24 protein-coding genes are annotated in these 25096 nt (G+C 63.9%); 7 read left to right on the top strand and 17 right to left on the bottom strand.

The annotated features are described in order from the left end of the window. Nucleotides 1-23: 23 nt before the first annotated feature. Nucleotides 24-1697 carry an aromatic/alkene/methane monooxygenase hydroxylase/oxygenase subunit alpha gene (locus tag LB523_RS00980; protein WP_224600592.1) on the bottom strand — a complete coding sequence of 558 codons (1674 nt, stop codon included), beginning with the start codon at nt 1695-1697 and terminating at the stop codon, nt 24-26. Between the two features lie 548 nt (nt 1698-2245). Between LB523_RS00980 and LB523_RS00975 the strand changes: the two genes are divergently transcribed. From LB523_RS00975 to LB523_RS00960, 4 genes are read left to right on the top strand one after another with little or no spacing between them, the layout of a single operon-like run. After that, entirely contained in the window at nt 2246-2722 is a 477-nt protein-coding gene (locus LB523_RS00975) for a hypothetical protein (RefSeq protein WP_224600591.1), read from the top strand. Nucleotides 2723-2734: 12 nt separating this feature from the next. Continuing rightward, on the top strand, nt 2735-3043 hold the full coding sequence (locus LB523_RS00970) for a hypothetical protein (RefSeq protein WP_140839161.1): 309 nt from the start codon (nt 2735-2737) through the stop codon (nt 3041-3043). 14 nt (nt 3044-3057) lie between these two features. Further along, nucleotides 3058-4185, top strand: coding sequence for a WD40 repeat domain-containing protein (locus LB523_RS00965; protein WP_224600590.1), 1128 nt, complete (start codon nt 3058-3060; stop codon nt 4183-4185). Nucleotides 4186-4219: 34 nt separating this feature from the next. Beyond that, a complete protein-coding gene (locus LB523_RS00960; RefSeq protein WP_224523095.1) occupies nt 4220-4393 on the top strand; it encodes a hypothetical protein in 174 nt (57 codons plus the stop codon). A 155-nt stretch (nt 4394-4548) separates the two neighbouring features. Here LB523_RS00960 and LB523_RS00955 read toward each other — a convergent pair whose 3' ends face one another. The 3 genes from LB523_RS00955 to LB523_RS00945 form a co-directional block, all read right to left on the bottom strand. Beyond that, nucleotides 4549-5673 (bottom strand): FAD-dependent oxidoreductase, encoded by a 1125-nt coding sequence (locus LB523_RS00955; RefSeq protein WP_224600589.1) that lies wholly within the window; start codon nt 5671-5673, stop codon nt 4549-4551. Between the two features lie 490 nt (nt 5674-6163). Next, nucleotides 6164-7045: an NmrA family NAD(P)-binding protein gene (locus LB523_RS00950; protein WP_224600588.1), complete on the bottom strand. Its 882-nt coding sequence runs from the start codon at nt 7043-7045 to the stop codon at nt 6164-6166. A 32-nt stretch (nt 7046-7077) separates the two neighbouring features. Continuing rightward, nucleotides 7078-8358: a serine hydrolase domain-containing protein gene (locus tag LB523_RS00945; protein WP_224600587.1), complete on the bottom strand. Its 1281-nt coding sequence runs from the start codon at nt 8356-8358 to the stop codon at nt 7078-7080. Nucleotides 8359-8531: 173 nt separating this feature from the next. On the opposite strand from LB523_RS00945, the gene LB523_RS00940 reads away from it, so the two are divergent. Beyond that, a complete protein-coding gene (locus LB523_RS00940) occupies nt 8532-9434 on the top strand; it encodes a LysR family transcriptional regulator (RefSeq protein ID WP_095768606.1) in 903 nt (300 codons plus the stop codon). Between the two features lie 172 nt (nt 9435-9606). On the opposite strand, the gene LB523_RS00935 is transcribed toward LB523_RS00940, so the two are convergent. The 8 genes from LB523_RS00935 to LB523_RS00900 all read right to left on the bottom strand — a co-directional run bounded on the left by LB523_RS00935 (nt 9607) and on the right by LB523_RS00900 (nt 17524). Beyond that, entirely contained in the window at nt 9607-10353 is a 747-nt protein-coding gene (locus LB523_RS00935; RefSeq protein ID WP_224600586.1) for an ABC transporter ATP-binding protein, read from the bottom strand. Beyond that, nucleotides 10350-11078, bottom strand: coding sequence for an ABC transporter ATP-binding protein (locus tag LB523_RS00930; RefSeq protein WP_224600585.1), 729 nt, complete (start codon nt 11076-11078; stop codon nt 10350-10352). The genes LB523_RS00935 and LB523_RS00930 overlap by 4 nt, the downstream gene beginning before the upstream one ends. Next, a complete protein-coding gene (locus LB523_RS00925; protein ID WP_176477098.1) occupies nt 11065-12153 on the bottom strand; it encodes a branched-chain amino acid ABC transporter permease in 1089 nt (362 codons plus the stop codon). The genes LB523_RS00930 and LB523_RS00925 overlap by 14 nt, the downstream gene beginning before the upstream one ends. Nucleotides 12154-12160: 7 nt before the next feature. Next, nucleotides 12161-13030, bottom strand: a complete 870-nt coding sequence (locus LB523_RS00920) for a branched-chain amino acid ABC transporter permease (RefSeq protein ID WP_224600584.1) — start codon at nt 13028-13030, stop codon at nt 12161-12163. An 86-nt stretch (nt 13031-13116) separates the two neighbouring features. Beyond that, the gene (locus LB523_RS00915; RefSeq protein ID WP_224600583.1) at nt 13117-14349 is read right to left on the bottom strand and encodes an ABC transporter substrate-binding protein; all 1233 of its coding nucleotides are present in this window, start codon (nt 14347-14349) and stop codon (nt 13117-13119) included. A gap of 272 nt (nt 14350-14621) precedes the next feature. Continuing rightward, the gene (locus LB523_RS00910; protein WP_224600582.1) at nt 14622-15521 is read right to left on the bottom strand and encodes an amidohydrolase family protein; all 900 of its coding nucleotides are present in this window, start codon (nt 15519-15521) and stop codon (nt 14622-14624) included. 5 nt (nt 15522-15526) lie between these two features. Beyond that, entirely contained in the window at nt 15527-16513 is a 987-nt protein-coding gene (locus tag LB523_RS00905) for an aldo/keto reductase (protein ID WP_224600581.1), read from the bottom strand. 261 nt (nt 16514-16774) lie between these two features. Further along, nucleotides 16775-17524 carry a FadR/GntR family transcriptional regulator gene (locus LB523_RS00900; RefSeq protein WP_095768598.1) on the bottom strand — a complete coding sequence of 250 codons (750 nt, stop codon included), beginning with the start codon at nt 17522-17524 and terminating at the stop codon, nt 16775-16777. A 77-nt stretch (nt 17525-17601) separates the two neighbouring features. Between LB523_RS00900 and LB523_RS00895 the strand changes: the two genes are divergently transcribed. Then, nucleotides 17602-18591 carry an NAD(P)-dependent oxidoreductase gene (locus LB523_RS00895; protein WP_224600580.1) on the top strand — a complete coding sequence of 330 codons (990 nt, stop codon included), beginning with the start codon at nt 17602-17604 and terminating at the stop codon, nt 18589-18591. A gap of 19 nt (nt 18592-18610) precedes the next feature. On the opposite strand, the gene LB523_RS00890 is transcribed toward LB523_RS00895, so the two are convergent. Both LB523_RS00890 and LB523_RS00885 read right to left on the bottom strand, forming a co-directional pair. Continuing rightward, nucleotides 18611-19387: a FadR/GntR family transcriptional regulator gene (locus LB523_RS00890; RefSeq protein ID WP_224542975.1), complete on the bottom strand. Its 777-nt coding sequence runs from the start codon at nt 19385-19387 to the stop codon at nt 18611-18613. A gap of 3 nt (nt 19388-19390) precedes the next feature. After that, nucleotides 19391-20833: an FAD-binding oxidoreductase gene (locus LB523_RS00885; protein ID WP_224600579.1), complete on the bottom strand. Its 1443-nt coding sequence runs from the start codon at nt 20831-20833 to the stop codon at nt 19391-19393. A gap of 163 nt (nt 20834-20996) precedes the next feature. Between LB523_RS00885 and gloA the strand changes: the two genes are divergently transcribed. After that, entirely contained in the window at nt 20997-21410 is a 414-nt protein-coding gene (gene gloA / locus LB523_RS00880; RefSeq protein ID WP_224600578.1) for a lactoylglutathione lyase, read from the top strand. Between the two features lie 83 nt (nt 21411-21493). Here gloA and LB523_RS00875 read toward each other — a convergent pair whose 3' ends face one another. From LB523_RS00875 to LB523_RS00865, 3 genes are read right to left on the bottom strand one after another with little or no spacing between them, the layout of a single operon-like run. Further along, the gene (locus LB523_RS00875; protein ID WP_224523125.1) at nt 21494-22462 is read right to left on the bottom strand and encodes an ABC transporter permease; all 969 of its coding nucleotides are present in this window, start codon (nt 22460-22462) and stop codon (nt 21494-21496) included. Nucleotides 22463-22466: 4 nt separating this feature from the next. Then, entirely contained in the window at nt 22467-23969 is a 1503-nt protein-coding gene (locus LB523_RS00870) for a sugar ABC transporter ATP-binding protein (protein WP_224600577.1), read from the bottom strand. Nucleotides 23970-23974: 5 nt separating this feature from the next. Then, on the bottom strand, nt 23975-24958 hold the full coding sequence (locus tag LB523_RS00865; RefSeq protein WP_224600576.1) for an ABC transporter permease: 984 nt from the start codon (nt 24956-24958) through the stop codon (nt 23975-23977). Nucleotides 24959-25096: the final 138 nt, after the last annotated feature.

Below are 25096 nucleotides of genomic sequence, written 5' to 3'. Positions count from 1 at the left end.
ACCCGGCCCCCGCGCTCGTATGGTCAGTTGAAGGGCGTGATCGTGAAGCCGGCCCGATACTCGGCCAGGTGCTTCTCACGATCGGCCGGCGACATGCCGCGAAGCGCCTTGAGCGGCGATCCGAGGATGTTGCCGCGCACGTCGTCGAGCGTCCACTGCTCGTCGGCGCCGAAGCGCAAATGCGGCTGCGGGATCAGCGTCTTGCCATCGGAACGGACGAAGTTGAGGTCCTTGATCGCATCGGCGAGATCCCAGCCGTCATAGAGCGTCTCCCACTCGCGCTTGCCGCTGAAGCGGCCCATCGCGGGCGTCGGACGGCCTTGATACTCGTCGGCGAAGGCTTCGACAGCGGTCCAGCGGTCGAGCTCGTGGGCGAAGGTATGCAGCTGCCCGTCGATCTCGTCGACCACGATGTCCTCGCGGATCAGGCAAGGCACGAGGCAGGACCAGCAGCGGTGCGGATAGACGTAACCGACATCGCTGTTGAACAAGAGCACCTTCTCGCCCTTGTGGCTGAGCTTGGCATACCATTTCCAGAAGTCGCCGAACTCGGCGTACCAGCCCGGATATTTGTGCTCGAACCACTCGAAGTCCTTGTCGGTCTGAGCCTCGATGCGCCAGAAGTTGACCGGCCAGCCAACCGCGAAGAACTGGCCGACCTTGTGGACGTAGTTCTTCTTGGTGATGCGCTCCCAGGCTGCCTGGACATCGTCATGGTGGATCTTGATGCCGTACTTCTCGAGCGGCAGCATGTAGGTGCGATAGTAGTCTTCGTAGATCCAGCGGTGCCACATCTCCGCGTAGGATTCCTTCGACTTGTCGCGATTGGTGGTGCCGTATTCGATGAAGGTGCCGATTGCGGCATCGACGATGGCGTGGTTCTGCCAGAAGGCGTAGCGCATGTCGCGCTCGAGCAGCAGATGGTTCTCAGGCTCCTTCAGCGCAGCCATAAGCAGCGAGTGGCCGTTGCCGATGTGCCGGCTCTCGTCGGACTGCACCGAAAGGAACACGGTCGGCAGCGCGTAATCGCCGTTGCGGGCGGCCTCCGAGGGCATGGCGACGAAGAGCGTGTTGGTGAACGCCGTCTCAGCCACGACGGTCAGGTACATGCACGCGGCCGTCATCGTGTCGCCGGTGATGAAGCCTTCGCCGAACTGGCGGCCGATGGTCGTCGCATAGCACTTGCCGAAGGCTTCCTCGGTGATGTCGAAGCCCGCCGGATCGATGTAGTTCTCCATGTACCACTTCTTCAGGTTCATCTGGATCGTGGAGTGGCGGAACTCGTCGACCATTTGCATGGTGAAGCCGGTCCTGAGATCCTCGCCCGGCGCCAGCCGCGCCACCATCGCCATCGAACGGGCGGCGGAGATTTCCGGGAAGGGAATGATGGCGAGGAAGAGCTTCATCCATTCCACCCAGCGCGGCTCGACATTGCGGAACATGTCGCCGCGAAGAGCGGCATCGAGCGCGCCATAGACGCGATTGTCCTTCTCCTCCTGCATGGGGAAGTAAGAGCGCAGTACCTGCTTCATCGGATCGCGCGGCGCCTTGGCGATCTTGTAGTCGGTCGGAAACGTCATCGCTTCCTGGACATAGGTCGGGTTCCAACCGAGGTCGGAAATCTTCTTCGTCGCCTCGCCTACGGAAATGCCGCGTTGCGAGGTAATCTTGTTGAGCGTCAAAGACGACATCGTCATAAGCCTCCACCAGGTTTGAGCCGAGGATCCCTTGATCCGGGCGTGAGACGGCAAACAGCGCCGCCAGTGAGAGTGCGAACGGCACGACAAAGGGTTGCGCATTCAGGCGCGACCGACGGCCGGCTGTTCAAGTGGATCGCGGCAAAGGTTTGTGAGGGGTCTGGCGCGGCTCGCTACGCCAACCGCACTTGCGATGGCGTATCGAAGCGGACCTGCTTCCTCCGTTCCTTCGTTCTTTTAGCACCGCGACGAGAGCGCGATGGGCTTCTTATGGAAATAGACAAAGCAAGCGCCGTGCCAGTTTGGAAATAAGGGCGCATCCGGCCGCTGGGAACAACCCACGCGCATTTCGACGGCAGAGATCGCCATCAACTGTAACGTTATTTTACAATTGTAACTTACGGCTGTAATGATTTTCTTCTATTCGCAATCGCAATATATTACTTAGCACCTGCAGCATGCAGAAAAATACACGCCATCTATTAAATTCTTCTGGTCTCTCTATTATTTCAACGTGACGGCCCATGCGGCTCAGCAGGAGAGAGGCTATGCCGAACGACAGGGACAACCGGAGCCGTCCGCCGCCAACATCCGATCTGTCCGACGGCGTTGCCGGCGATCTGGTAAGGCTGATGCCCCGTGATCTGGTGTTTGTCATGCGTTTCATGGGCGAGAGCCAATTGCGCCTGCAGAGCCACTTCCAGAGCTTCATCCGGGCCGAACTTGCGGCCGGCGGCGTCACCGCCGAAACGCATCCGATGATCCATCTGTTCATCGAGAGCCACGCCATCCTGCTGCGCGACTTCGTATTTTCCGGCGTTTCGCTGTCGCGCCAGTTCCGCGTCGAAGAAATCGAGCGCCTCACCGGGGACACGACTGCGATGATGCGCGTCGACATCTGGGACCAGCTCAAGAGCCACATCGAGACGGCCGAAAAGCAGTTCCAGTCACAGGCCGGCACACTGCCCGGGCTGCTGGCGGCATTCGAGCAACCGCCAGGTCCGGTGCCTGGAAACGAAAAGTGACAGGAGGGTCCGATGGGGCAAACCGAAAGCCGTGACGCGCTGCTCGCCCGCCGCCTCGATCTCGTCGCGAGCGTCTGCGCGCTCACCGCCGAGGCGCAGCGTCTCAACCAGAAACTTGCCGGCGTCGAGATGGATGTGCTGCGCCTGGAACTCGAGATCGGCAGACGCGGCACGAACGCGCAACTGGTGCAGGACTTGCATGAAGCCGAGGAGAGTGCCGCGGCATTCAGGAACGCATGCACGGCGTGCGAGGAACGTATCGCGGCCGCCGAAGGTGACATTGACGATGTCGACCGTCGCCTGGCGAAGACCGTGAACTGACGAAGGGAGTGGCCATGAACCAGCACGCGATACAGAACCTCACCTTGTTCGACCTGCTGGCGAGAAGCTGGTGCCGTCCATCGGCGATCGCCGATCTGCGCTTCAGCGCCGATGGCTCGACCGTCGCCTTCACGTGCATCGACGGAACGGTTGCCATAGCGGCAGTCGCGGACCAGGAACCGCCGGAGCAGCGGATCAGGGTGAGCGGCGATCTCGGCCAAACGACGATCCGCCCAAGGGAAAAGCCGCCGGTGCCACTGGTAGCGACCGCCGTTCTGGCTGATGGCGATGTTCCGCTCGCAAGCTACCTTGGGTCCGACTTTCTCGTCGGGACGGCGGCCGGCGATGTGGCCCGGCTGAACGCGGACGGCTCTGTGATGGAGACGCTGGTCAAGATCGCCGGACCTGCCGTCGCAATCGACTATAGTCCTCGGACGGGCATGGTGGCCGTCAGCAGCGGGCAGGACATCTTTTTGGCGCGCGGCGGGATCGAAGCAGTGAGGCTGCAACGCGACGCGCCACCATCCACGGACGCGCTTGCCTTCTCACCAGACGGGAGGAGGCTTGCCTGTGGTCAGGAGCACGGGTTGTCGACCTGGATGGTCGAAGGCGAGCCCACCCCGATGCGCGATTTCGCCTTTTCAGCGCACCCGATGTCAATTTGCTGGAGTGGCGACGGCGCCTGGCTGGCCTGTGGGCTCGAAACCGGAGGCCTTGCTCTGGTCAGCGCAAGTGATGACCGAACTGCAATCGTGGCGGGATTTCCATCGTCAGTCCGGACGGTATGCTGGAGCGCGCCGGGGGACGCGCTGTTTGCGTCGGGCGCATTCCGGATTGCCGGCTGGTCGATGACCGCGCCGCCACTTGACGGCGAAACCTCCGGCGCTCTGGAGACGGGCCGCGCCGGGTTAGTTCCGGTCGAGGCCGTGGCCGCCCATCCGCAGAAGAAACTGATTGCGGCCGGCTATGCCAACGGTCGGATCACCGTCGCCCAGATCGGAACGCGGGACGAACTCCTCGTCAGACCCCTGGGCAGCGCGGTGACCGCGCTTGCTTGGTCCGGCGACGGACGGCACCTGGCGCTAGGCGCCGTCGACGGTACCGCCGCGATCATCACCTTTCCCGCCCAGATGTTCAAATAGGCCAATGCGGGCCGCGAGCGACAGGAGAAGAAGGATGCAGACCGAACTTACCCCTGAGGACAAGAGCAAGGATGAATTCTTCGAACGGCTCGCCAAACTGTCGGAAGAAATGGTCGCTAGGCACGGTAAGGATTTCAGCATGGGCGCGCTGGTGCTGGCTGCCCGCTGGATTGCGGAGAACCGTGTCGGTCAATTGAAGACCAATTGACCATCAAGACACTCGTGACAGGTCGCGCTCCAACATCAACTCCTCGAAATTCGCTGGAAAGATCGAAACAGCCTATTGTCTCGAAAGGTGCTGTGCCGACCAAACTTCCGAAGCGGCGATCGAGGGGGATTCGAGCCTACGTTTTGGGCCATATCTCAGCCCAAGGCGCTGAAGAGGTCGGCGACGCTCTGAGGAGCCTCGGGTCCGAAGAACCGAGTGAGGTTCTGCGCGCTGGTTTGCGCAACGCTGGTGCTGCGAGGGAACAGACGCTGTTCGTATTCGGCGATGGCGGCTTCGTTGTCGTTTTTGACGGCGATCGCAACAGCCAGCTCAGCGGCGTCATACATCGCCAAGTTGGCGCCTTCACCAGCGAAGGGAGACATTAGGTGCGCGGCATCGCCGAGCAGCGTCGCGCCTGGCACGTGGCGCCAGCGATGGTCGACCGGCAGCGCGTAGATCGGCCGTATCACGGGCGAGATATCGGTGTTTGTGATCAGCGCGACCAGCGGTGCGGCCCAACCGTCGAACTGCTCGGCGACCCGGGCGAGACCGGCGCGTGCCTCCGTGAAGTCGATGCTTGATGCCCAGCTTTCCGGCTTGTTGATCGCGACATAGACGTGAACACTGCCGTCCGCGTTGCGATGGGCAAGAATGCCCTTGCCCGGCGCCACTGCCATCAGCGTGCCTGTGCCGATGATCTCAGCGTTTGCGACGCTGCGCGGATCGTCCGCCGACAGATGCGTCTCGATGAAGCAGGTCCCGGAATATTCAGGCTTCGTCTGGGACAAGAGCGGCCGCACCCTCGACCACGCGCCATCGGCGCCTACGAGCAGCGACGTCGTCGTGCCAGTGCCGTCGACGAATCGGAGCTCGTTTCGGCCGTCGCCTCTCGACGACACCGACGCGACCTTGTGTCCCCAATGGATCGTGCCCTGCGGCAGGGCATCGATCAGCATCTTCCGCAGCTCACCGCGGTCCACCTCCGGGCGCTTGCTGAAGGGATTACCGGGCTTGTCGAGCAGCACTGTGCCATCTCGATCGACGACGCGCTTCGCGTCCTCGCTGGGACGCACCAGCCGCTCGAACTGCTCGAACAGACCGGCCACCCTCAGAGCATGCTGGCCGGTAGCTTCATGCATGTCGAGCAGCCCGCCCTGCACGCGGGCGCTGGGCGATGCCTCTGCCTCGTAGATCACGGCGGCGATGCCATTGAGATTGAGAATGCGGGCCAGGGTGAGGCCGCCCAAACCTGCGCCCACAATCGTGATGGGATACTGCATAGCGCGCTCCATGTCTTGCGATCCGTGCCGACGGAGCACGAAATCGGGAGCCCAATCTGTCGTCAGGCTCGTGCTGTTGGAGCCGCTGGCCGACCGCGAAACGGTCGGCGTATGCGCGAAGCCCAGTGATGCGGGCGTCGTTTTTCGCGACGTGCAGGTCTTACGGCTTTTGCACCCGACAACGCAAGTCGGGTGTCCGCTTCGCCCAAGCTCGACGTTGGCGCCCTCGTCGGCTTCAACGATCGGGGGCCGACGTCCATGCAGGCCGCCGACATTGTGGTGCGACTTGATTGTCACCGACGGGCCGCCCGAGAAGGAGACACTCTAGACGACCGGCTGGGCGTCTGCCCCCGGCACGCGGAAAGTACCGAAGCCGAGCCGAGGGATTGCGACGCCCCTTGTGATGATGGTGTCCATGAACTCGCTTTTCTGAGTTGATGCTTCGGGGAGACGCTGCACCGCCGGTGTTTCGTGCCCGCAGCTATCGACCTCAGCCAGCCGCCTCGGAGCAGTTCTGGCCGACGAGGTCCGTGACAACGTCTTCGAGTGTCACGGTACCTTTCATCGCCGACCTGCCGTCGTCGCGGAACGCGATCCAACCCTCGTTGAAGCCGTCGATCATGCGAATTCGGGGCAGCGGATTGCGCGTGCCTTGCCCGCGGAAGAGCGCTTCCCAACTGTCGCGCGTCACGATCTCGACCCGCACCGGATGGTCCAGCGCCTTGGCGAAGGCATGGGCGAGGTCGTTTGGCGACACGCGCTGAGGCCCTTCCAGCTCGACGATCCGCGTTCCGGTCCAGTCCTCGCGCAAGAGCGCAGCTGCGGTGCGCCCGACATCCTGCGTCGCGACCATCGGGAAGGCCTTGTCGGCTGGCTGCAGGCAGCTGCGCAGCACGCTTTCATCACGCGCGGCGGCAACGTCCCACAGCGCATTCTCCATGAACCAGGCGGGCCGAAGGAAGGTTATCGGCAAGTCGAGCTCGCCGAGCGCTTCCTCAAGCAGGGTGCGCTGGGTCAGCAGGTTCTCGTGCGCAGCGTCGGCGCCGATGGTCGACAGGCACACCACCTTGCCGGGACGGGCCGCGATGAGGGCCGCCACCAGCGCCGCGATCACGCGCCGCGCCTCGGGAAAGCCTGGCTCGGGATCGAATTCCGACGGCGGCAGGATGAAGACGCCCTCGACACTGCGGAAGGCGGCTGCGAGGCTCTCCGCATCATTCATCTCGGCAAGGGCGACCTCACAGCCCTGTCTGATCCATGGCCCAGACTTAGCCTCGTCGCGCAAGACGGCGCGGACGGAAAGCCCGTCGGCAAGCAAAGTGCGCGCCAAGGCGCCGCCGACTTTGCCGGTGATTCCGGTGATTGCAAACATATCGGTTCTCCTTTGGTTGGGATCGCGCCGACTCAGGCGAGTCCGGCATAGAGCTCGCGCTCGAAGGCACCGTAGAGGGCGACGACCCGCTCGTCGTAAAAGGGCAGGATCTGTGTGAAGAGCGCGCCGGTGACATGCTTGACCGGATCGAGCCAGAAATAGCAGTTGAGCAGGCCCGCCCATGAGATGCTGCCCGCAGAGCGGCCGTTCGGCCCAGGCTGCGTGTTGATGTCGAAGGAGAGGCCCCATTTGTGCGGCTGGCCGGGGAATTGGTCGAAGCTGCGCGAATAGGACGGATGCGCCGAGCGCATCTCGTGGACGTTCAGTTCGCTGATCTGGTTCTGCATCATCAGCGAGACCGTCTCCGGACGGAGGATACGCGCGCCATTTAGCGTCCCGCCGTTCAACAGGGCCTGCAGGAACGTCATGTAGTCGCGCGGGGTCGAGAAGGCGCCGCCGCCGCCCATGAAGAATTCCGGCCGCTGCGGCATCTCAAACGGCACCGGCTCCAACCCGCCATCTGCGCGCCGGTTCTGGAAGGTGGCGACATGCTTCTTCTGTTCGCTCCCGATCAGGAAACCGGAGTTCCGCATGCCGAGCGGCGCGAAGATGTTTTCGCGGAAATAGACTTCCAGCGACTGGTCCGAGACGGCTTCCACCAGCTTGCCGACCCAATCCATGCTGATGCCGTATTCCCAGCGTTCGCCGGGATCGAATTCGAGCGGCGCCGTGAAGGCGGCATTCTTGCAGGTGGCGATGTCCGGCATGCCGGTGACCTGCTCGTAGCGGCTCAGCGCCTCGCTCCAGATCGAATAGGTGAAGCCGGAGGTGTGGGTAAGCAGATGCCGCACCTTGATGGCGCGTTTGGCGGGGCGCAGGCGCGGCGCACCGTCGGCGGCGAAGCCTTCGAGGACCTGCGGCGCGGTAAGTTCGGGCAGATACTTGGCCGCGTCGTCATCGAGGTCGATGCGGCCCTGCTCGATCAACTGCATGCAGGCGGTGGCCGTGAAGGCCTTGGTCATGGAGAGCAGCCAGAACACCGTGTCGGCCGTCATCGGCGCGCCGGTCGCAACGTTCGACCTGCCGAAGCTGCCTTCGTAAACGAGGCCGTTGCGGGTGGCTGCCATGGCGACGACGCCGGCGACGTCGTCACGGGAAACGCCGGCGCGCAAGGCGGCGTCGATTGCGCTCGCGCTCAGAAGGGATGCGACGGGCTTCGTTGCAGCCAGAGCGGGGCTCACGGTGTCGAGCGCCAGAATGGCACCGAGCAGGCCTCCGCGCCGGAGAATGGTTCTGCGTGTCAACTGGTTCATGACTGGCTCCTTTGAAGGTTCTCAGGAGGGCGGCCGATGGCTGCTCACCCGACAATGGAGCCGTGTGTATGCCGAGATATAATGTGATTCACGCGCATTAAGATCAGTGCTACGGTGACTCAAAATCATTGCGTTTTCAGGTGGCGTCCGTTAGTGGACGGTAAGGAGAAGGAATGGTTTTCGACACGCGGCTCCTCACCGGCGTCGGCGTCCTTGCGGCGGTGACGGAGGCCGGGAATTTCGCCCGGGCGGCCGAAATGCTCGGCGTAACGCCCTCGGGCGTGAGCCGGGCGGTGGCGCGCCTGGAAGCGAGGGTCGGCGTCCGCCTCTTCGACCGCAATCCGCGCGAGGTAAGCCTCACCGAAGAAGGGCGGCGCTTCCATGCGCAGGTAATGCCATTGCTTGCCGGCCTCGACGAGGCGGCAGCCGAGGTGGCAGGTGCCGCTGCGGTCGTGCGCGGCAGGCTGCGCGTATCAGTCGATCCCTGGTTCGCGCGCATGGTGCTCGCGCCGACGCTTAGGCAGTTCCTGGCACGCTATCCAATGCTGCAACTCGACCTATCCACAAGCAACTATCGCGAGGAGATGATGGCGGGGATAGACGTCGCAGTACGCTTCGGCCCCCCGGACGATTCAACGCTCATCGTACAAAAACTCCTCGAAACGCCGATCCTGACGGTCGCCGCGCCGGTATATCTCGATCGTCATGGCGAGCCGCGCTCGCCTCATGACCTCGTCCATCACGAGGCTCTGCTCTTCCGCGATCCTCAGACGGGACTGCCATTTCCGTGGGAATTCTATCGCGGCGGCGAGATCGTTGAGGTCAAGGTCACAAGCCGCCTGGTGCTCGACGATCCTTCCGTCGCGGTCTCCGCCTGCGTGGCGGGTCAAGGGGTGTTCCAGAGCCTTGCCGTGGGTCTCGCGCCCTTCATGGCACGCGGCGAATTGGTGCGGATTTTGCCGGATTGGTCGGAGGAGCTTTATCCACTCTATGCCTACCATCCCTCGCGCCATCTACCCCCTGCAAAGGTCAGAGCGTTTCTGGACTTCATCCAAGAGGTCGCTGCCGGATTGTGATTTGCTTTTATTTCACGCGCTGATCGTCGTGATACGCGTTGAAGATAAGGGACAATCGTCCAACGCGGGTTGGGCATTGTGAGGTCTTCCCACGATCTTCCGGCGCCGGCGGATCTCTGCAGGCATCGGTCCCGAACCCACTTCGGGCTGTCGCCGTTAGACACTGCGAATATTAAGCCTGCGAGGAACTTTGGTTCTGCCGCGCCCTCTTGCCGAGATAGAGCTCCTGCATGACCGACGACTGTTGCAACTCTTCGATGCCGCCTGAGGCTACGATGCGCCCGGAATTCATGAGATAGCCTTGCTCGGCCACCGAGAGTGCCAGTCCGGCGTTCTGCTCGACGAGCAACACCGCGGCGCGGAACTTCTCGCGCACGTCGATGATGATGCCCTGCAGCTCCGAGACCAGCAATGGCGATAACCCGAGCGACGGCTCGTCGAGCAACAGGATGCGTGGCCTGGCCATAAGGCCGCGCGCGATGGCCAGCATCTGCTGCTGGCCTCCGCTGAGCGTCCCGGCCTTGGCGCCGCGCTTCTTGGCAAGGATGGTGAAATAGCTTTCCATCAAGGCAATGTCGGCTTCGATAGCGTCCGGGTCCTTGCGGCAATAGGCGCCGAGCAAAAGGTTCTCGCGCACACTCATGTCGGCGAACACGCGGCGGCCTTCCGGCACCATCACGATGCCGAGCGTTGCTTTTTCGTCGGCGTGAAGCTTGGTGACGTCGCGGCTCTCGAAGGTCACCGTGCCGCGCCGCGGCTTTACCAGGCCTGCGATGGAACGAAGCAGCGTCGTCTTGCCGGCGCCGTTGGGTCCCAGAATGGTGACGATCCCGTTTTGGCCGACCGCGAGCGAGACGTCGCGATTGACGGCGACGGGCCCGTAGCCGGTGTCGACATGCTCGACGGCAAGCAGGCTCATAACGCGGCCGCCTTCTTGTCGGGACCGAGATAGACCTCGCGCACCTTGGGATCGGCGAGCACCTCACCCGGCGCGCCTTCCGCGATCTTCGTGCCGAAGTCGAGCACGACAAGCCGGTCGCAGAGGTCGGCCATCATGTCCATGTCATGGTCGATGAGGCACACGCCGATGCCTTGCGGCGGCAGCTGCGCGATGACCGCCGCGAAGGCCTGCGCTTCGCTGTCGTTCAGCCCGGCGCCGGGCTCGTCCAGGAGCAGGAGTTCGGGCGACACACCGAGCGCGACGGCCAGCCCAAGGCGTCTCAGGCTGCCGAAGGGCAGCGATCCCGCAATCGCCTTGCTAAGCGGCGCCAGGCCGACAAACTCGAGGATCATGCCCGGTGACGCCCAGCGGCCGTCTCCCCTCCTGCCCTGCTCCCAGGCGATCCGGACGTTCTCGTCGACGGTCAGGCCCGGAAACGACATCGCCTGCTGGAACGTCCGCACCAGCCGCTTTCGCGCGATGCGATGCGCGCCGATATTGGTGATGTCCTGCCCATGCCAGAACACCGTGCCGCCGGTCGCCGGATGGACGCCGGTGACGACGTTGAACAAAGTTGTCTTGCCGGAGCCGTTAGGGCCAACGATACCGACGACACGGTCGGTGTCGATGTCGAGATCGATGCCGTTGAGCGCGACGACGCCGCCGAACTGCTTGCGCAGGCCCCTCACCTCAAGCGCGGCCATTCGAACCTCTTTGCTTTTGCGTCTCGAAGCCGCCGGTAATCGCGCAGTAGATGTTCTTGATGCCGGCGCCGACGCCGCCCGGCAGCAGCAGGATCACCAGGAGCAGACAGACGCCGTAGGCGATGCGGGAATCGACCGGATCGAGGTTCAGCACCTCGGGCAGGAAATTGACGACGACCGCGCCGATCAGCGGCCCGTAGAGATAGCGGGCGCCGCCCAGCATGACCATCAGCGCGAGGTAGAGGCTGGGAAAGGCGCCGAACAGGGTCGGCGAGATGTGGCGCAGATAGTAGAGCTGCAGCACCCCGGCGAGGCCCGCGAACAGGCCCGAGACCATCAGCACGCCGAGCTTGTGCAGGTCGACATTGATGCCGACCGAACGCGCCAGTTGCTCGTTCTCGCGGATGGCCCGCAACGTCCGCCCGTAGCGCGAATTGCCGATGAGATAGGTTGCCACAACCGCCAGGAACAGCGCCGCCAGGACCAGGTAGTAATTGTTGGAGAGCTTGTCGAAATTGATGCCAGGCAAGGGTGTCACCGAGCCGACGTCGAGGCCGGTCGCCGATCCGGTGAAGGTGCCGCCATTGGTCAGCACGATGACGAACAGCGCGCAGAAGCAGAAGGTGATGATGATGTAATGCTGGCCGCCGACCCTCAGCGTCGGCAGGCCGATGACGCCGCCGACGATCGCCGACAGCGCCATGGCGAAGGGCAGCGATGCCCACAAACCCAGGCCGAGCTGCACCGACAGGATCGCCGAGGCATAGGCGCCGACGCCCATCAGCGCCGCATGGCCGACCGACATGATGCCGGCCTGGCCGAACTGCAGGCCGAGGCCGTAGAGCCCGATCGCCGTATAGAGCGTGGTGATGGCGATCGACAGGAAGCGGTAGCCGAGGCCGAGCCAGGGCAAGGCGATGAGCAGCACTGCCAAAAGGATGGCCGTGATCGCCTGGACGCCGGCCGGCAGGGGAACGGCGGCGTTGTCCGCCGTCAGAAGCGCCAGGCGATCCCGTGCTCTGGCGCCTTCTGGCGCGGCGCCTGTCTTGCCGGCGCTGTTGTCGGTCACTGGCATCGACATCTCACGATGCCTTGGGGCCGAGCGTGCCGCCGAGCAGGCCCTGCGGCCGCAGCACCAGGATCAGGATCATCACGACCAGCGAATAGGCGTCGGTCCATTCCGGATAGCCGTAGCCGGCGCTGAGACCGTCGACCAAGCCGAGCACCAGGCCGCCGACGACCGCGCCGCCGACATTGCCGAGGCCGCCGATCAGCGAGACGGCGAAACCACGGATGATGATGACGCTGCCGGTAAACGGTGTGATCGGAAACAGCGAGATCATCAAGGCGCCGCCTATTCCGGCAAGCAGGCTGCCATAAATGAAGACGCCGGTGACGTAGCGGCGCACCGGAATGCCCATCAGCTCGGCGGTGTCGCGGTCCGCAACGCTCGCCCGCAACGCCATCCCATAGCCGCTGCGCGAGATGCCGAAATAGGTGATCGCCACGATGATGACCGTTATCGCGACGACGATCGCGCGCATGGCGATGATATCGACGCCGCCGATCGTCCAGACCAGGCCGACCGGGTCGGTGATGCTTTTCTGGAATTCGTTGAACACGCGGATGACCGCATGCTGCAGGATGACGCTGAGGCCGATCGACATGATGAAGCCGTTCATCGGCCGGTTGAGCGTGAAGCGGAACAGGCATCTTTCGGCGGCAAAGCCGAGCGCGCCGACCAGCAGCCCGCCGAGCACAAGGGCCACGAAGAAGTTCATGCCGGCGCCGACCATAAACCAGGTCGCCATGCCGCCGACCATCAGGAACTCGCCATGTGCGAAATTGACGATGCCGGCGAGACCGAAGATCAGCGTGATGCCGATGCCGATGAGAATGGTGACGCTGGCAACCGAGAGGCTGTTCACCAGTTGCTGCACAAAAATGTCCATCGTCAAATCCGGGTGGCGAGCCTGCAAGGGGAGGATGGACGGAACCTCGCCGCCCATCCCGATGTCGGATTTTGTCGCGGGCCGGCTCAGCCGCCGTTGTCGCCGGGCGGCGGAGCGGCCGGCGGCTGCTCGACCGCGCATTTGAACTGGTCGGATGTGTTGGGCTCGACCATGCAAACCTCGGTCGCGAAGGTGACCTGGTGGTGTTTGTTGAACACAAGCGGCACCGGCGACACGACGCCCTTGTAGTCCGACTTCAGGAGCTCCGCGACCACCGCGTCCGGATCGTCGATCTTGCCGACCTTCTCCAGCGCCTTGGCGTACCAGAAGAAGTAATCGTAATAGAGCAGCGAGACCGAGGACTGCGGGCCCTTGGCGGCGCCGAGGCCGAAATACTTGTCGAAATACTGCTTCACTTCGGGGTATGGCGATGAACCCCAGCAGACCGGCACGCAGCTCAGCGTCACCGGCACATCAGCCTTCAGGCTGCGCTCCTGATAGATGCCCGGATCGACGCCGAACAGGAAATAGGACGGCGCCACGCCGAGCTTGAGAGCCTGCGGGAAAGCGGTGAGCGTTGAATCGCCATTGTACCAGAAATGCACGATATCGGGCTTCATGCCCTTGATGCGGGTAAGCAGCGGCGAAAAGTCGGTCGTATCCGGCGGATACTGCACAAGGTCGACTTTCTGGCCTTCCGCCTCGAGCGCCTTGACATAGTGCGACGACAGATACTGCCCGGTCGCGTCATTGCCGACGAACACCACCGAATGCTTCGGCGGCGACTTCAGCTGCGGCGTCAGAAGCGAGAGCACGCCCTTGGCGGTGCTGCCGCTGCGCTGCCATTCCTGCGGCTCGCTCTGGAACGTGTAGTGAAGCCAGCCATCCTCGGCGACGGCCTTGTCGTCGAGCACGGCGCCGAGCGAGCTGTTGCCGGAAAACTGCAGGACCTTGGCCGGGCCGGTGATCTTGGCCATGGATACCGAGAAGTCATGCGTCTCGGTGCCCCAGATCGCCTTGACGCCGATGTCGTTGACCAGCTCGCGCGCGGCCGCGATAGTGACGTTCACATCCGTGCGGTTGTCGCGGACATAGAGCTTGATCTTGTAGGTCTTGTCGCCGACCTTGATGCCGCCGGCGTCGTTGATCTGCTGCGCCGCCAGGTTCGCGGCGCCGACGATGGTGTTGCCGGCCGAAACGAACGAGCCCGATTGCGCGGCGATGACGCCGATGGGCAGCTCCTCGTCGGCGCGGGCCGTCTGCAAAGCCATGGCGAGCCCCGCGGCCGCGATGGTCAATCCAAGTCCTAGCTGTCTCATGCATGTTCCTCCCGTTACATGGCCAACTTGTCATACAACCCTATTACCATGTAACAGTGGTGTCAACTCCGGCGCGGAGTGCGCGGCCGGGAGGCGTCGTGTCGCCCCCTTTGGTTCTTCCGTATCTGATCTCAGCTTGGGCGAGGAAGTTCATTGCAGTCGGTGCGAGGCGCTGGACAAAGATGCCCAACGCAGAGACATGCGCCGCGATCATGTGCTGATGAATGTGGCCCGGCAACCGCAAGGCGGGAGGGCTCAGAGCCTTGCCACCGTCACAGCGACAAGCGGTAGGCCTCGACGGCAGAAGCGCCAAAAATGTGCGAACGTTCCTCTTCGGTCAGCCCGGAGAGGCAATCGTCGAAGGCGCGTTTGACCGTCTGATAGTCGGCTGCGACCAGGCAGACCGGCCAATCCGAGCCGAATAGGCATCGCGACGGGCCGAAAATGGAAAGGACCTCGTCCACATAGGGCTGCAGATCCTGTTGCTTCCAGTGCCGCCAGTCGGCTTCCGTGACCATTCCGGACAGCTTGCACCAGACGTGGTCCCGATGGGCCTTGAAGCCTTGCATCAATCCGGCCCATGGCTCCATCGCGTGCTGCGCAATGCGCGGTTTTGCGATGTGGTCGACCACGAAACGCAAATTGCGATGCCGCGCCACCGTCTCCAGGGCAGCCGGAATCTGCGGCTCCTTCAACAGCAGGTCATAGGCGAGCCCCGCTTCGGCGACAGCCGCCAGCCCGCGCTGGACATCGGCGCGCAAGAGCCAGTTCGGATCCGCCTCGTTGTGCACGAGGTGACGGATGCCGACCAGGTAACGGCCATCTGGCCGCGCCTTCAGCTCGGACAGTGTGGCCGCCACCTCGGGATCGGCGAGGTCCACCCATCCCACGACGCCAGCGACGAAATTGGTCCGGCTGGCTGTCTCCAGGAATGCGCGCGTCTCGTCGAGCGAATGCCATGTCTGGACAAGGATGGTCTTGTCCACGCCGGCCGCCGCAAGCGCTGGCCGAAGATCGTCGGGCGAAAACACCCGGCGGATGGCGGCGTAATCCTCCGTCATCCAGCCACAGGACCCGTCCACCGGATCCCAGAAATGCTGATGTCCGTCGATCACCAGTTGCTTACCAGAAACCGGTTGCTTACCAGCAACCAGGCGTTCGCCGCTGCGCATGGCGCTCACCAGCGCTGGTGGACGGAGGCCTTGATGCGCCGCTCATAGATGTCGGCGATGCGCTCCATCAATTGCGGCGACAACGCCGGCAGGTCGGACGCGGCGGCGTTCTCTTGCGCCTGCCTGACCGATTTGGCGCCCGGAATGGTGACCGTCACCGCCGGGTTCATCAGGATCCAGCGCAGCGCCCATTGCGCCATGGTGGCGCCTGGCGGCAGCAGCGCCCGCAATTCCTCGACCGCTTGCAGGCCTTCCTCGTAATTCACGCCGGCGAATGTCTCGCCGACGTCGAAGGCCTCGCCCTTCCGGTTGTAGCTGCGGTGGTCCTTGGCGCTGAAGCTGGAATCGCTCTTGAACTTGCCGGACAGGAGCCCGCTGGCCAGCGGCACCCTGACGATGATGGCAACGTCCTTCTGGCGCGCCATGTCGAAGAACAGTTCCGCGGGCCGCTGCCGGAAAATGTTGTAGATGATCTGGACGCTGACGACGCCGGGGTATTGCAGCGCCTTGATGCCTTCCTCGACCTTCTCGACACTGACGCCGTAGTGACGGATCTTGCCTTCCTCAACCAGCTTCTCCAGCGCATCGAAGGTCTCGGGCTGATAGAAGACTTCTGTCATCGGACAATGGAGCTGCACCAGGTCCAGCACGTCGACCTCGAGATAGCGCAGGCTGCGCTCGACGAAGCTGGTCAGGTTCTGGCGGTTGTAGCCTGAGGCGACATGCGGGTTCAGCCGCTTGCCGGCCTTGGTGGCGACCATCGGCCTCGCGCCGCCCCGCCCCTTCAGCGTCTTGGCGATCAGCTTTTCCGCCCGGCCGTCGCCATAGACATCGGCCGTGTCGATCATCGTCACGCCTGAATCGAGCGCCGCATTAAGCGCCGCGATGGCGTCCTTCTCCTCGACGTCGCCCCAATCGGCCCCGATCGCCCAACTGCCGAAGCCGATTTCCGACACTTGCCAGCCGGTGCGGCCAAATCGCCTTTGATGCATAGAAACCACTCCTGAAAAACCGCGTCCTCTTGACGGGTCATTCCCGCAGGAATATCAGATCGAATGGTTGTATGACAACCCTGTAAGCATGCAAAAGGTGATGACCGAAATGCTGGTTTTGGATCTACCGGCGGGCTGGAGGACGACGGAATGTTCCTGGCATGGGCGCATAATGCCAATCACGGCCGGCCGCACTTTGAAAGCCGCGTCGTAGCTGCCTCTCGCGAAGCGCCATGCGCCGCTCGGGCGACCTCGCCCGATCTACTTCAGATGTGCGGTTCCGTCTCGGAGCTGCTCGAAGCGCTTGTAGGAACGGGAAAGATGCAGCCGCATCGCGCGCTGCGCCGCCTTGGCGTCGCGTGCTGCGATGGCATCATGGATCGCCCGGTGCTCGCGCCGCGTCCGCTCGAAATGCCGCTCGCGCTCGTCGGGCTCCATCTGGTCGAATTGCGTCCATTGGCGCGGGATCATCGCAGTGCCGAACGTGTCGAAGAGCCGGCTGAAGTAGGCGTTGTGCGAGGCGAGCGAAATCGCCCGATGGAAAGCCGCATCCTCGGTCGCGGCGAGACCCGTTTCGGCGATCGCCCGGTCGATTGCGTCGAGCTGCTTAGCCATAAGCCCAAGGTCCTTGGCGGTGCGGCGCGTGGCCGCCAGCGCCGCCGCTTCCGCCTCGACGCCCATACGCAGCTCCAGCACCGCCAGGATCTCGTCGATCGATTCGACATCCGTCGGCACGATCGAAAAGGTTTTCGGCGGGGGCTCCTGGGCCACAAAGGCGCCGAGGCCCTGCCGTGTCGTGATCAGCCCCCGTGCGCGCAACGATGCCAGCGCCTCGCGAACCACCGTCCGGCTGACGCCCGTCGCGTTGACGATCTCCTGCTCGGTGGGAAGCCGCTGGCCAGGCGCAAGATCGCCGGCCTCGATCTGCGCGGCAAATTTCTCCACCAGTTCGCCCCTGAGATTGGGGGACTGGCGAATGGCGCCGAACATTGCTCCCTGGCGATCCGTCATCGGAAAACCGGCCTCTTAAATCGATTCTCAGGCCAAGGATCGCACCGCTTGGTTGCAACGGCAATCTTTCGTTTCCAATGCATGCCCCCCGGAAGTGCACAGCGGTTCCCGGACAACGACATGCATCAAAACAGAAATTCCAACAGCACTGGAAGACCAACATGAAGCAGAAAATCGGCTTTATCGGCCTGGGCGCGATGGGCTCGGGCATGGCGGCCAACCTTCTGGCTAAGGGCTGGCCTCTGACGGTCTGGGCGCACCGAAACCAGGATGCGGCGCTGAAGCTGGTCAACGCCGGCGCCCGCCAGGCGGCGACACTACGCGCGCTCGCTGAAGGTTGCGACATTGTTTTGATCTGCGTTACCGGTTCGCCGCAGGTCGAGGCGGTCGTGAAAGGACCGGACGGGCTTGCAGCCTCCGGCAAGCCGCTATTGATAGTCGACTGCTCGACCTCTAACCCCTCCTCGACGATAGCGCTTGCCGCCGAACTCGCCGCCAATGGCGTGACGTTGATCGACGCGCCGTTGGCGCGCACGCCCAAGGAAGCCGCCGAAGGCAAGCTCGATGTCATGGTCGGCGGCGCGGCGGAAGCGGTCGCCCGCGCGCGACCAGTGCTCGAAGCCTTCGCCGCGCGAATTATCCACACCGGCCCGACCGGCAGCGGCCACACCATGAAGCTGCTCAACAATTTCGTCTCTATGGGTTATTCGGCGATCTATTCCGAAGCGCTGACGCTGGGAGCAAAGGCCGGGCTGACGCCGCAGGTCTTCAACAGCGTCATTTCCGGCAGCCGCATGGACTGCGGCTTTTACCAGGCCTTCTTCGACTTCGTGCTCAACCGCAACGAGAACGCCCAGCGCTTCGCCATCGCCAATGCGCTGAAGGACATGACCTATCTCGCCTCCTTCGCCCAGGCCGCCGGTATTGCCAACCCGGTCGGCGCCGTGGTCCGCAACGGTTTTGCCACGGCGGTCGCTACGGGGCACGGAGAAAAATTCGTGCCGGCGCTGTCGGATATTGTTGCTGAGCTCAACGGCGTTTCATTGATTGAGGCTGCGGCCGAGTGAGGGAGGTGGCTGCGCGGCCCTACCCTGCCCGCCCGCGCACGGCCTTTCGCAACCTCGAATGCCGTGTCGGCGACGCGGCCTCAGCGTCGCCGCCAGGCAGTCCGACGCGTGAGGCCGCCCCCGCGAGATGCCGCGTCATGGCGGCGCTCGCGCCCTTCGCGTCGCCGGCCTTGATCGCCGCCAGGATGCGCTCGTGCTCGCCCAGGGTCGTGCGCGCCATGTCGTCGGACTTCTGCTGGTTGCCGGCGGCAAGGATGCTCTCACGCACCCGTTCCGAGACGAAGACGAGGAACTGGCCCATATAGGGGTTCTGGGTCGCCTCGGCGACGGCGCGGTGGAAACCGAGATCGTTCTTCAGCCAGGCGACGCTGCCATAAGGCGCGGCGCGCATCCCATCGAGCGCCTGTTCCATCGCCTCGATGTCGGCGTCGGAGCGGCGGGTCGCGGCCAGCGCGGCGATCTGCACTTCCAACATGCCGCGCAGCTCGAAAAGATTGCGAAAGGAATCCGCCCGCTGCAAGGTCTCATAGTCGATCGTCAGCACCGTCGCGTTGGTAGCGTCGGCAACGAAGGCGCCCCTGCCCTGCTGCGACCAGATGCGGCCTTCGGAGCGCAGCCTTGCGATCGCCTCGCGCACCACGTTGCGGCTGACCCCGAACGTGGTCGCCAGTGCCTGTTCGGTCGGCAGCTGATCGCCGGGTTTGAGGCGTCCTTGCGCGATCTCGCGCGAGATGGAACTCGCAACGAGCGTGGAGAGGTGCGGACCGCGATTGACCTTGTCGAGCTTCAGCGTCATCGCTCACCTATAGTCGAGCGCGGATGCGGACGCCAGAATGCGGCCGTTGCTCAATATATGGCGCGGATCGAAAGCATCCTTGATGCCTGCGGCGAGATCGAGCGTCACCGGATCGATGCGGTCGAGGAAGGCCCGCTGCTTGACCCGGCCGATGCCGTGCTCGGCGCTGATCGAGCCGCCATAGCGGTCGACGACGGCGAAAATCTCCGCTTCCGCCTCCTCGAACAGATGCTCGATCGCCTCGGCCCCCATGCCCTCCGGCGGCACGACGTTGAGATGGATGTTGCCGTCGCCGACATGGCCGTAGGTGACGGGCAGCGCGTCGGGTCTCGCCCGTCCAAGTTCGGTGAGCGCGTCGGCGACAAAATCGGCAAGCTTGGAGATCGGCACCGAGACATCGGTGCGCAGATAGCGGCCGCCGCGGCCCTGCCGCTCTACCATGATCTCGCGGTAAAGCCACAGGCGCTCGGCCTGCGCCCGGGTCGATGCGACAATGCCGTCCTCGACAAGATCCTCGACGCCGGCGAGAAAACTCAAAAGCATATCCTTGAGGTCGATCAGCCCACCGGACGAAACCTCGATCAGCACATAGGCGGGATAAGGCTTGCCGAGCGGATCGGGGAAATCCTTGCCCTCGCGCATGGTGATCTCGATACCGCCGCGCAGGATCAACTCGAAGGCGGTTAGCAAGTCGCTACAACCGCGCCGCGCCCGCGCATAGAGCGCCATTGCATCCTCGACGGAGCGTAGGCCGACAAGCGCCGTTTCGATCTGCGTCGGCTTGGGGAAGAGTTTCAGCGCCGCCGCGGTGACGATGCCGAGCGTGCCTTCCGAGCCGATGAAGACCTGCTTCAAATCGTAGCCGCGATTGTCCTTGCGCAGCACCTTCAGCCCGTTCCAGATCCGGCCGTCGGCCAGCACGACTTCGAGGCCAAGCACCAGGTCGCGCGTCATGCCGTAGCGCAGCACGTTGAAGCCGCCGGCATTGGTGGCGACATTGCCGCCGATGCGGCAGCTGCCTTGCGCTCCAAAGGTGATCGGCAGGATGCAGTCGCTCTCCTCCGCCGCGCGCTTGGCGTCCTCGAGGATGCAGCCGGCCTCGACCACCATGGCGAAGTCGATCGGACTGATCGAGCGGATCCTGTTCATGCGCTCCAGCGAGACGACGACCTCGTTGCCGTCAGCCGCCACCGCCGCCCCGACAAGGCCGGTCAGCCCGCCCTGCGGCACGACGGGGATGCGCTCGGCATGACAGTGCCGCATCAGCGCCGACATCTCTTCCACCGAGCTCGGCCGCGCCACCGCCAGCGGGCGGCCGACATGGTCGCCCGACCAGTCGCGGCTGTAGCGCGCCAGGTCTTGCGGTTCGGTCAGCAGCCCGCCATCGGACAGCACGCCGGCGAGGGCGGCGATCAGCGATGCGGAAATGGGCGGCACTGCATTCATGAACTGAACCTGGACCTTCCGGAAAACGACTGGACAACCACTAATCTTGTCGTGTTATCATACAACCCTGATTGAGAACATCAAGCGATAGCATGCTTCTTCCCGAAGCCGCTTGATGTGGATGGTCAGACCGGCAAATCACTGAATTCGGAGGACTTTCCCAATGAGCGACGCCCCCGGCTTTCGCTATATGCACACCATGATCAGGGTGCTCGACCTCGACAAGTCGATCGCCTTCTACACCGAAGTGCTCGGCATGACCTTGCTGCGCCGCGAGGATTATCCCGGCGGCAAGTTCACCAACGCCTTTGTCGGCTACGGGCCGGAGGACAAGGAAGCCGTCGTTGAGCTGACGCTGAACTGGGGCCGCGAGGAACCCTATGAGATCGGCACCGGCTTTGGCCATCTGGCGATCGGCGTCAACGATATCTATGCCGTCTGCGCCGAGCTCGAGAGGCGCGGTGCCAAGATCCCGCGCAAGCCCGGACCGATGCAGCACGGCACCACCCACATCGCCTTCGTCGAGGACCCGGACGGCTACAAGATCGAGCTGATCGGCCTGGACACGATGCAGTAAATTCAGCCCGGACCGCACCGGCTCATTGCCGATGCGGTCCCACTGCGTCCGCGTTTGCTTGGGAGGCGGTGCGGATCGGTTCGTCACTTGATGACCGCGATCTTGCTGCGGTCGATGGTTATGGCGACGGCGGCGATCAGCACCGCGCCGAACACCATGTTTTCCAGGAAGATGTTGACGCCGACGAAGGTCATGCCGATGCGCACGATCGAGATGATCAGCGCGCCGACCGCTGTGCGCGCCACGCCGCCCAACCCGCCGGTGATGGCCGTGCCGCCGACGATGACGGCGGCGATGGCGGGGAGCAGCAGCTGGTTGGCGAGCACCGGCGAGCCGCTGGACAGCCTGGCCGCCAGCACGACGCCGGCGATGGCCGCCAGAATGCCCGATGCGGCAAAGGCGATGATCTTGGTGCGGTCGACATTAATGCCGGCCGCCCACGCCGCCGGTTCGCCGGCCCCGACCGCGATCGCCTGGCGGCCGAAGCGGGTGTAACGCAGCGCGAGAAAGCTGACGATGCCGATCAGTGCCGAAATCAGCACCACCATCGGCAGGCCGAAAATCGTAGCGTTGATCCACGCCGTCTTTTCACGCCCGGCTTCCTCGATGGTGATGGCGCGGCCGTTGGAGACCCAGAGCGCCAGGCCCGTGACCACGCCGCCGGTAGCCAATGTCGCCACGAAGGACGGCACGCGCAGCTTGACGTGGACGATGCCGCTCAGCAGCCCGAAGGCGAGGCCAGACAGGATCGCCACCGGGAACGCGGCGAAGCCGAGCGAGGGCAACAATTGCGCCAGCATCACACTCGCCAGCGAGGCGACCGCCTGGATCGACAGGTCGATGCCGCCGAGCAGGATGGCGAAGGTGACGCCGGTCGCCAGCATAAACAGCACGGCGGTGTTGGCAAAGAGCAGCGCCAGCGTCTCGCCGGTCAGGAAGCCGGGCGCGGCGATCTCGATGATCAGCAAAAGGGCGACAAGCAGCACCAGCGGGATGGCGCCTTGCGTCCACTTGCCCTCGAAGACCTGCTTGATGGGAAAACTTTCATTCATCGGCTTACACCATCGCTCGTAGCAACTCGACCTGATCCGGCTTGTTGCCGGGGCTGGCATCGAAGCGCGCGGTGATCTCGCCGTCGCGCATCACCAGAACCTGGTGCGACAGGCCGATCGTCTCCTCCAGCGTATCGGAGATCAGAAGGATCGCCACGCCTTGGTCCGAGAGGTCGCGCACCAGCTCGTAAACCTCTTCCTTGGCGCCGACATCAAGCCCGCGCGACGGATGGTCGAGCACCAGGATGCGCGAGCCCGCCGTCATCCAGCGCGCCAGCACCACCTTCTGCTGGTTGCCGCCACTGAGCTTGCGGCAGGCGGCGTCGGGCCCGGGCGCCTTGATGCTGAGCCGCTTGATCCAGTCAGCGGCAAGCCGCCGCTCCTTGCCGTAATCGATGGCGCCGTTGCGCATGACGCTCGAGAGATCCGCCAGCGAAATGTTCTCGGCGATCGACAGAAACATCACCAGGCCTTCGAGCCTGCGCTCGCGCGGCACATAGCCGATGCCCTTGCGCACTGCCGGCTCTGGCGAGCTGAAGCGAACCGTCTCGCCGGCGATCTTCATCTCGCCCGCATCATGTGGCAGGAAGCCGCCGACCGTACGGGTAACCTCCTCGCGTCCGGAGCCGACGACGCCGGCGATGCCGACGATCTCTCCGGCGCGGATCGAAAGGTCGACACCATGATAGAAGCCGCTGGCGCCCAGGCCCCTGGCCTCGACCATGATCTTATCGCCCGGCGGCTGCTGACGGGCCTCGCGATAATATTCGGCCTGCAGCCCGCGCCCGACCATGATCTCGTGCAGCTCCGGCGCGGTGACTTCCGCGGCGCGGTGTTCGGCCACGACCGCGCCGTCCTTCATCGTGTAGACGCGGTCGGAAATCGCCAGCACTTCGTCGAGGCGATGCGACACGAAGACGAAGCTGGCGCGGGATTTGAGCGAGCGCACCCGCGCGAACAGAACCTCGATATCGGCGGCGTTGAGCACCGAGGTCGGCTCGTCGAGCAAGATGAGCAGCGGACGCTCGACCATCTCCTCCAGCGTCAGCGCCTTGGCGAGCTCGACCATCTGGCGCGCGGCGAAGGTCAGTTCGGAGGTGCGCGCGGTGACGTCGATGTCGACGCCGATCTTGGCCAGTTGCCGGCGCGCCGCAGCATTCATGGCGCGCCAGTTGACAAGACCGAAGCGGGTGAAGCGGTCTTCTTCGCCGAGATAGATGTTTTCGGCGACGGTCAGGTTGAGCACCAGCGATTGTTCCTGGAACACCATGCCGATGCCGTTCCTGGCCGCGTCACGGGCGTTGCGTAGCTTGAGCTGTTCGCCGTCGAGGGTGATCGTACCGCCATCCGGCCGATAGCCGCCGGCCAGCAGGCGCATCAGCGTCGACTTGCCGGCGCCGTTCTCGCCGATCAGTCCGACCACCTCGTTCGGCCGCACCTCTATGGAGACGTCGCGCAACGCCTGGACGCCGGGGAAATTCTTGATGATGCCGGTTGTATGCAGCATGGCGCTCACTTCACGATCTTCAGGCGAACGCGGTCGAGCGACAGCGCCACCGCCGCGATGATCATCAGGCCCTGCACCGTCTGCTGGATGTAAGGCGAGATGCCGAGCAGGATCATGCCATTGGCCAAAACGGTGACGATCAGCACACCGATCAGCGTATTGACGACGCCACCCTCGCCCCCGGTCAGCGCCGTGCCGCCGACGACGACGGCCGTGACCGCCGCGAACAGCCTGCCGTCGCCGATGACGGCGTGCGACTGGCCGAGCTGAGCCGCGGCAAGCACACCGGCAATGCCGAAGAAGAAGCCGGCCAGCGCAAACGCCGCGATCCGCACGCGCACGACATTGACGCCGGAGAGCTTGGTCACGTCCTCGTCGCCGCCGATCGCCAATATGTGGCGGCCAAGCCTGGTGTGATACTGGATGACCGCTGCAAGCGCGAACGCGCCGAGCGCGACCCAGACCGCCAGCGGCAGGCCGAGGAAACGGTGCAAGGCGAGATTGCGGATCGAGGCGTCGTTCAGTCGTATGGCCGAGCCGCCCAGCATATAGACCGACAGGCCAAGTCCGATGAACCACATGCCGAGCGTCGCCATGAAGGACGGGATGCGCAGCATCGTCTGGACGAGACCGCTGATGAGGCCCATGACCGTGCCGGCGGCGATCGCCGCCAGCACCGCCCACCAACCATAATCGTTGCCGTTGCTGTCATTGGCGGCGAGCAGCACCACCACCATCGCCGCCACAGACAGGGTACCCTCGACGGAAAGGTCGATGCTGCCCATCAGAATGATGAATGTCAGGCCCATCGCCAGTGTCAGCGGCACGGCGGCGGAGTTCGCTAGCCGCACCAGATTGCGCAGCTCGATGAAATTGGGATTGGCGATGGTGATCAGAACGCACAGCACTGCCAGCACCGCCAACGGCGCGAGCCTGCGCCAGCGCCTGCCGCCGAGCATAGTGGCGATGCGGCCGGGGAGGAATGTCATAAGCGTTGTCCGCTCGATGTCCGAAACGGACTTCAGGGGTTCTGTATCGATTGTCAACAAACCGCTTCCCGTCTGCTGGTGACAGGCGTCGTGGCCGCGGGCGCAAGACGCCGGCAAAAAGGGGCGGGCCGCTGCCAG

The sequence above is a fragment of the Mesorhizobium sp. ESP-6-4 genome (assembly GCF_020164735.1).
Lineage (GTDB): Bacteria > Pseudomonadota > Alphaproteobacteria > Rhizobiales > Rhizobiaceae > Mesorhizobium.
The sequence above is the reverse complement of the archived record's forward strand: the minus strand, read 5'-3'. Positions and strand labels throughout refer to the sequence as shown.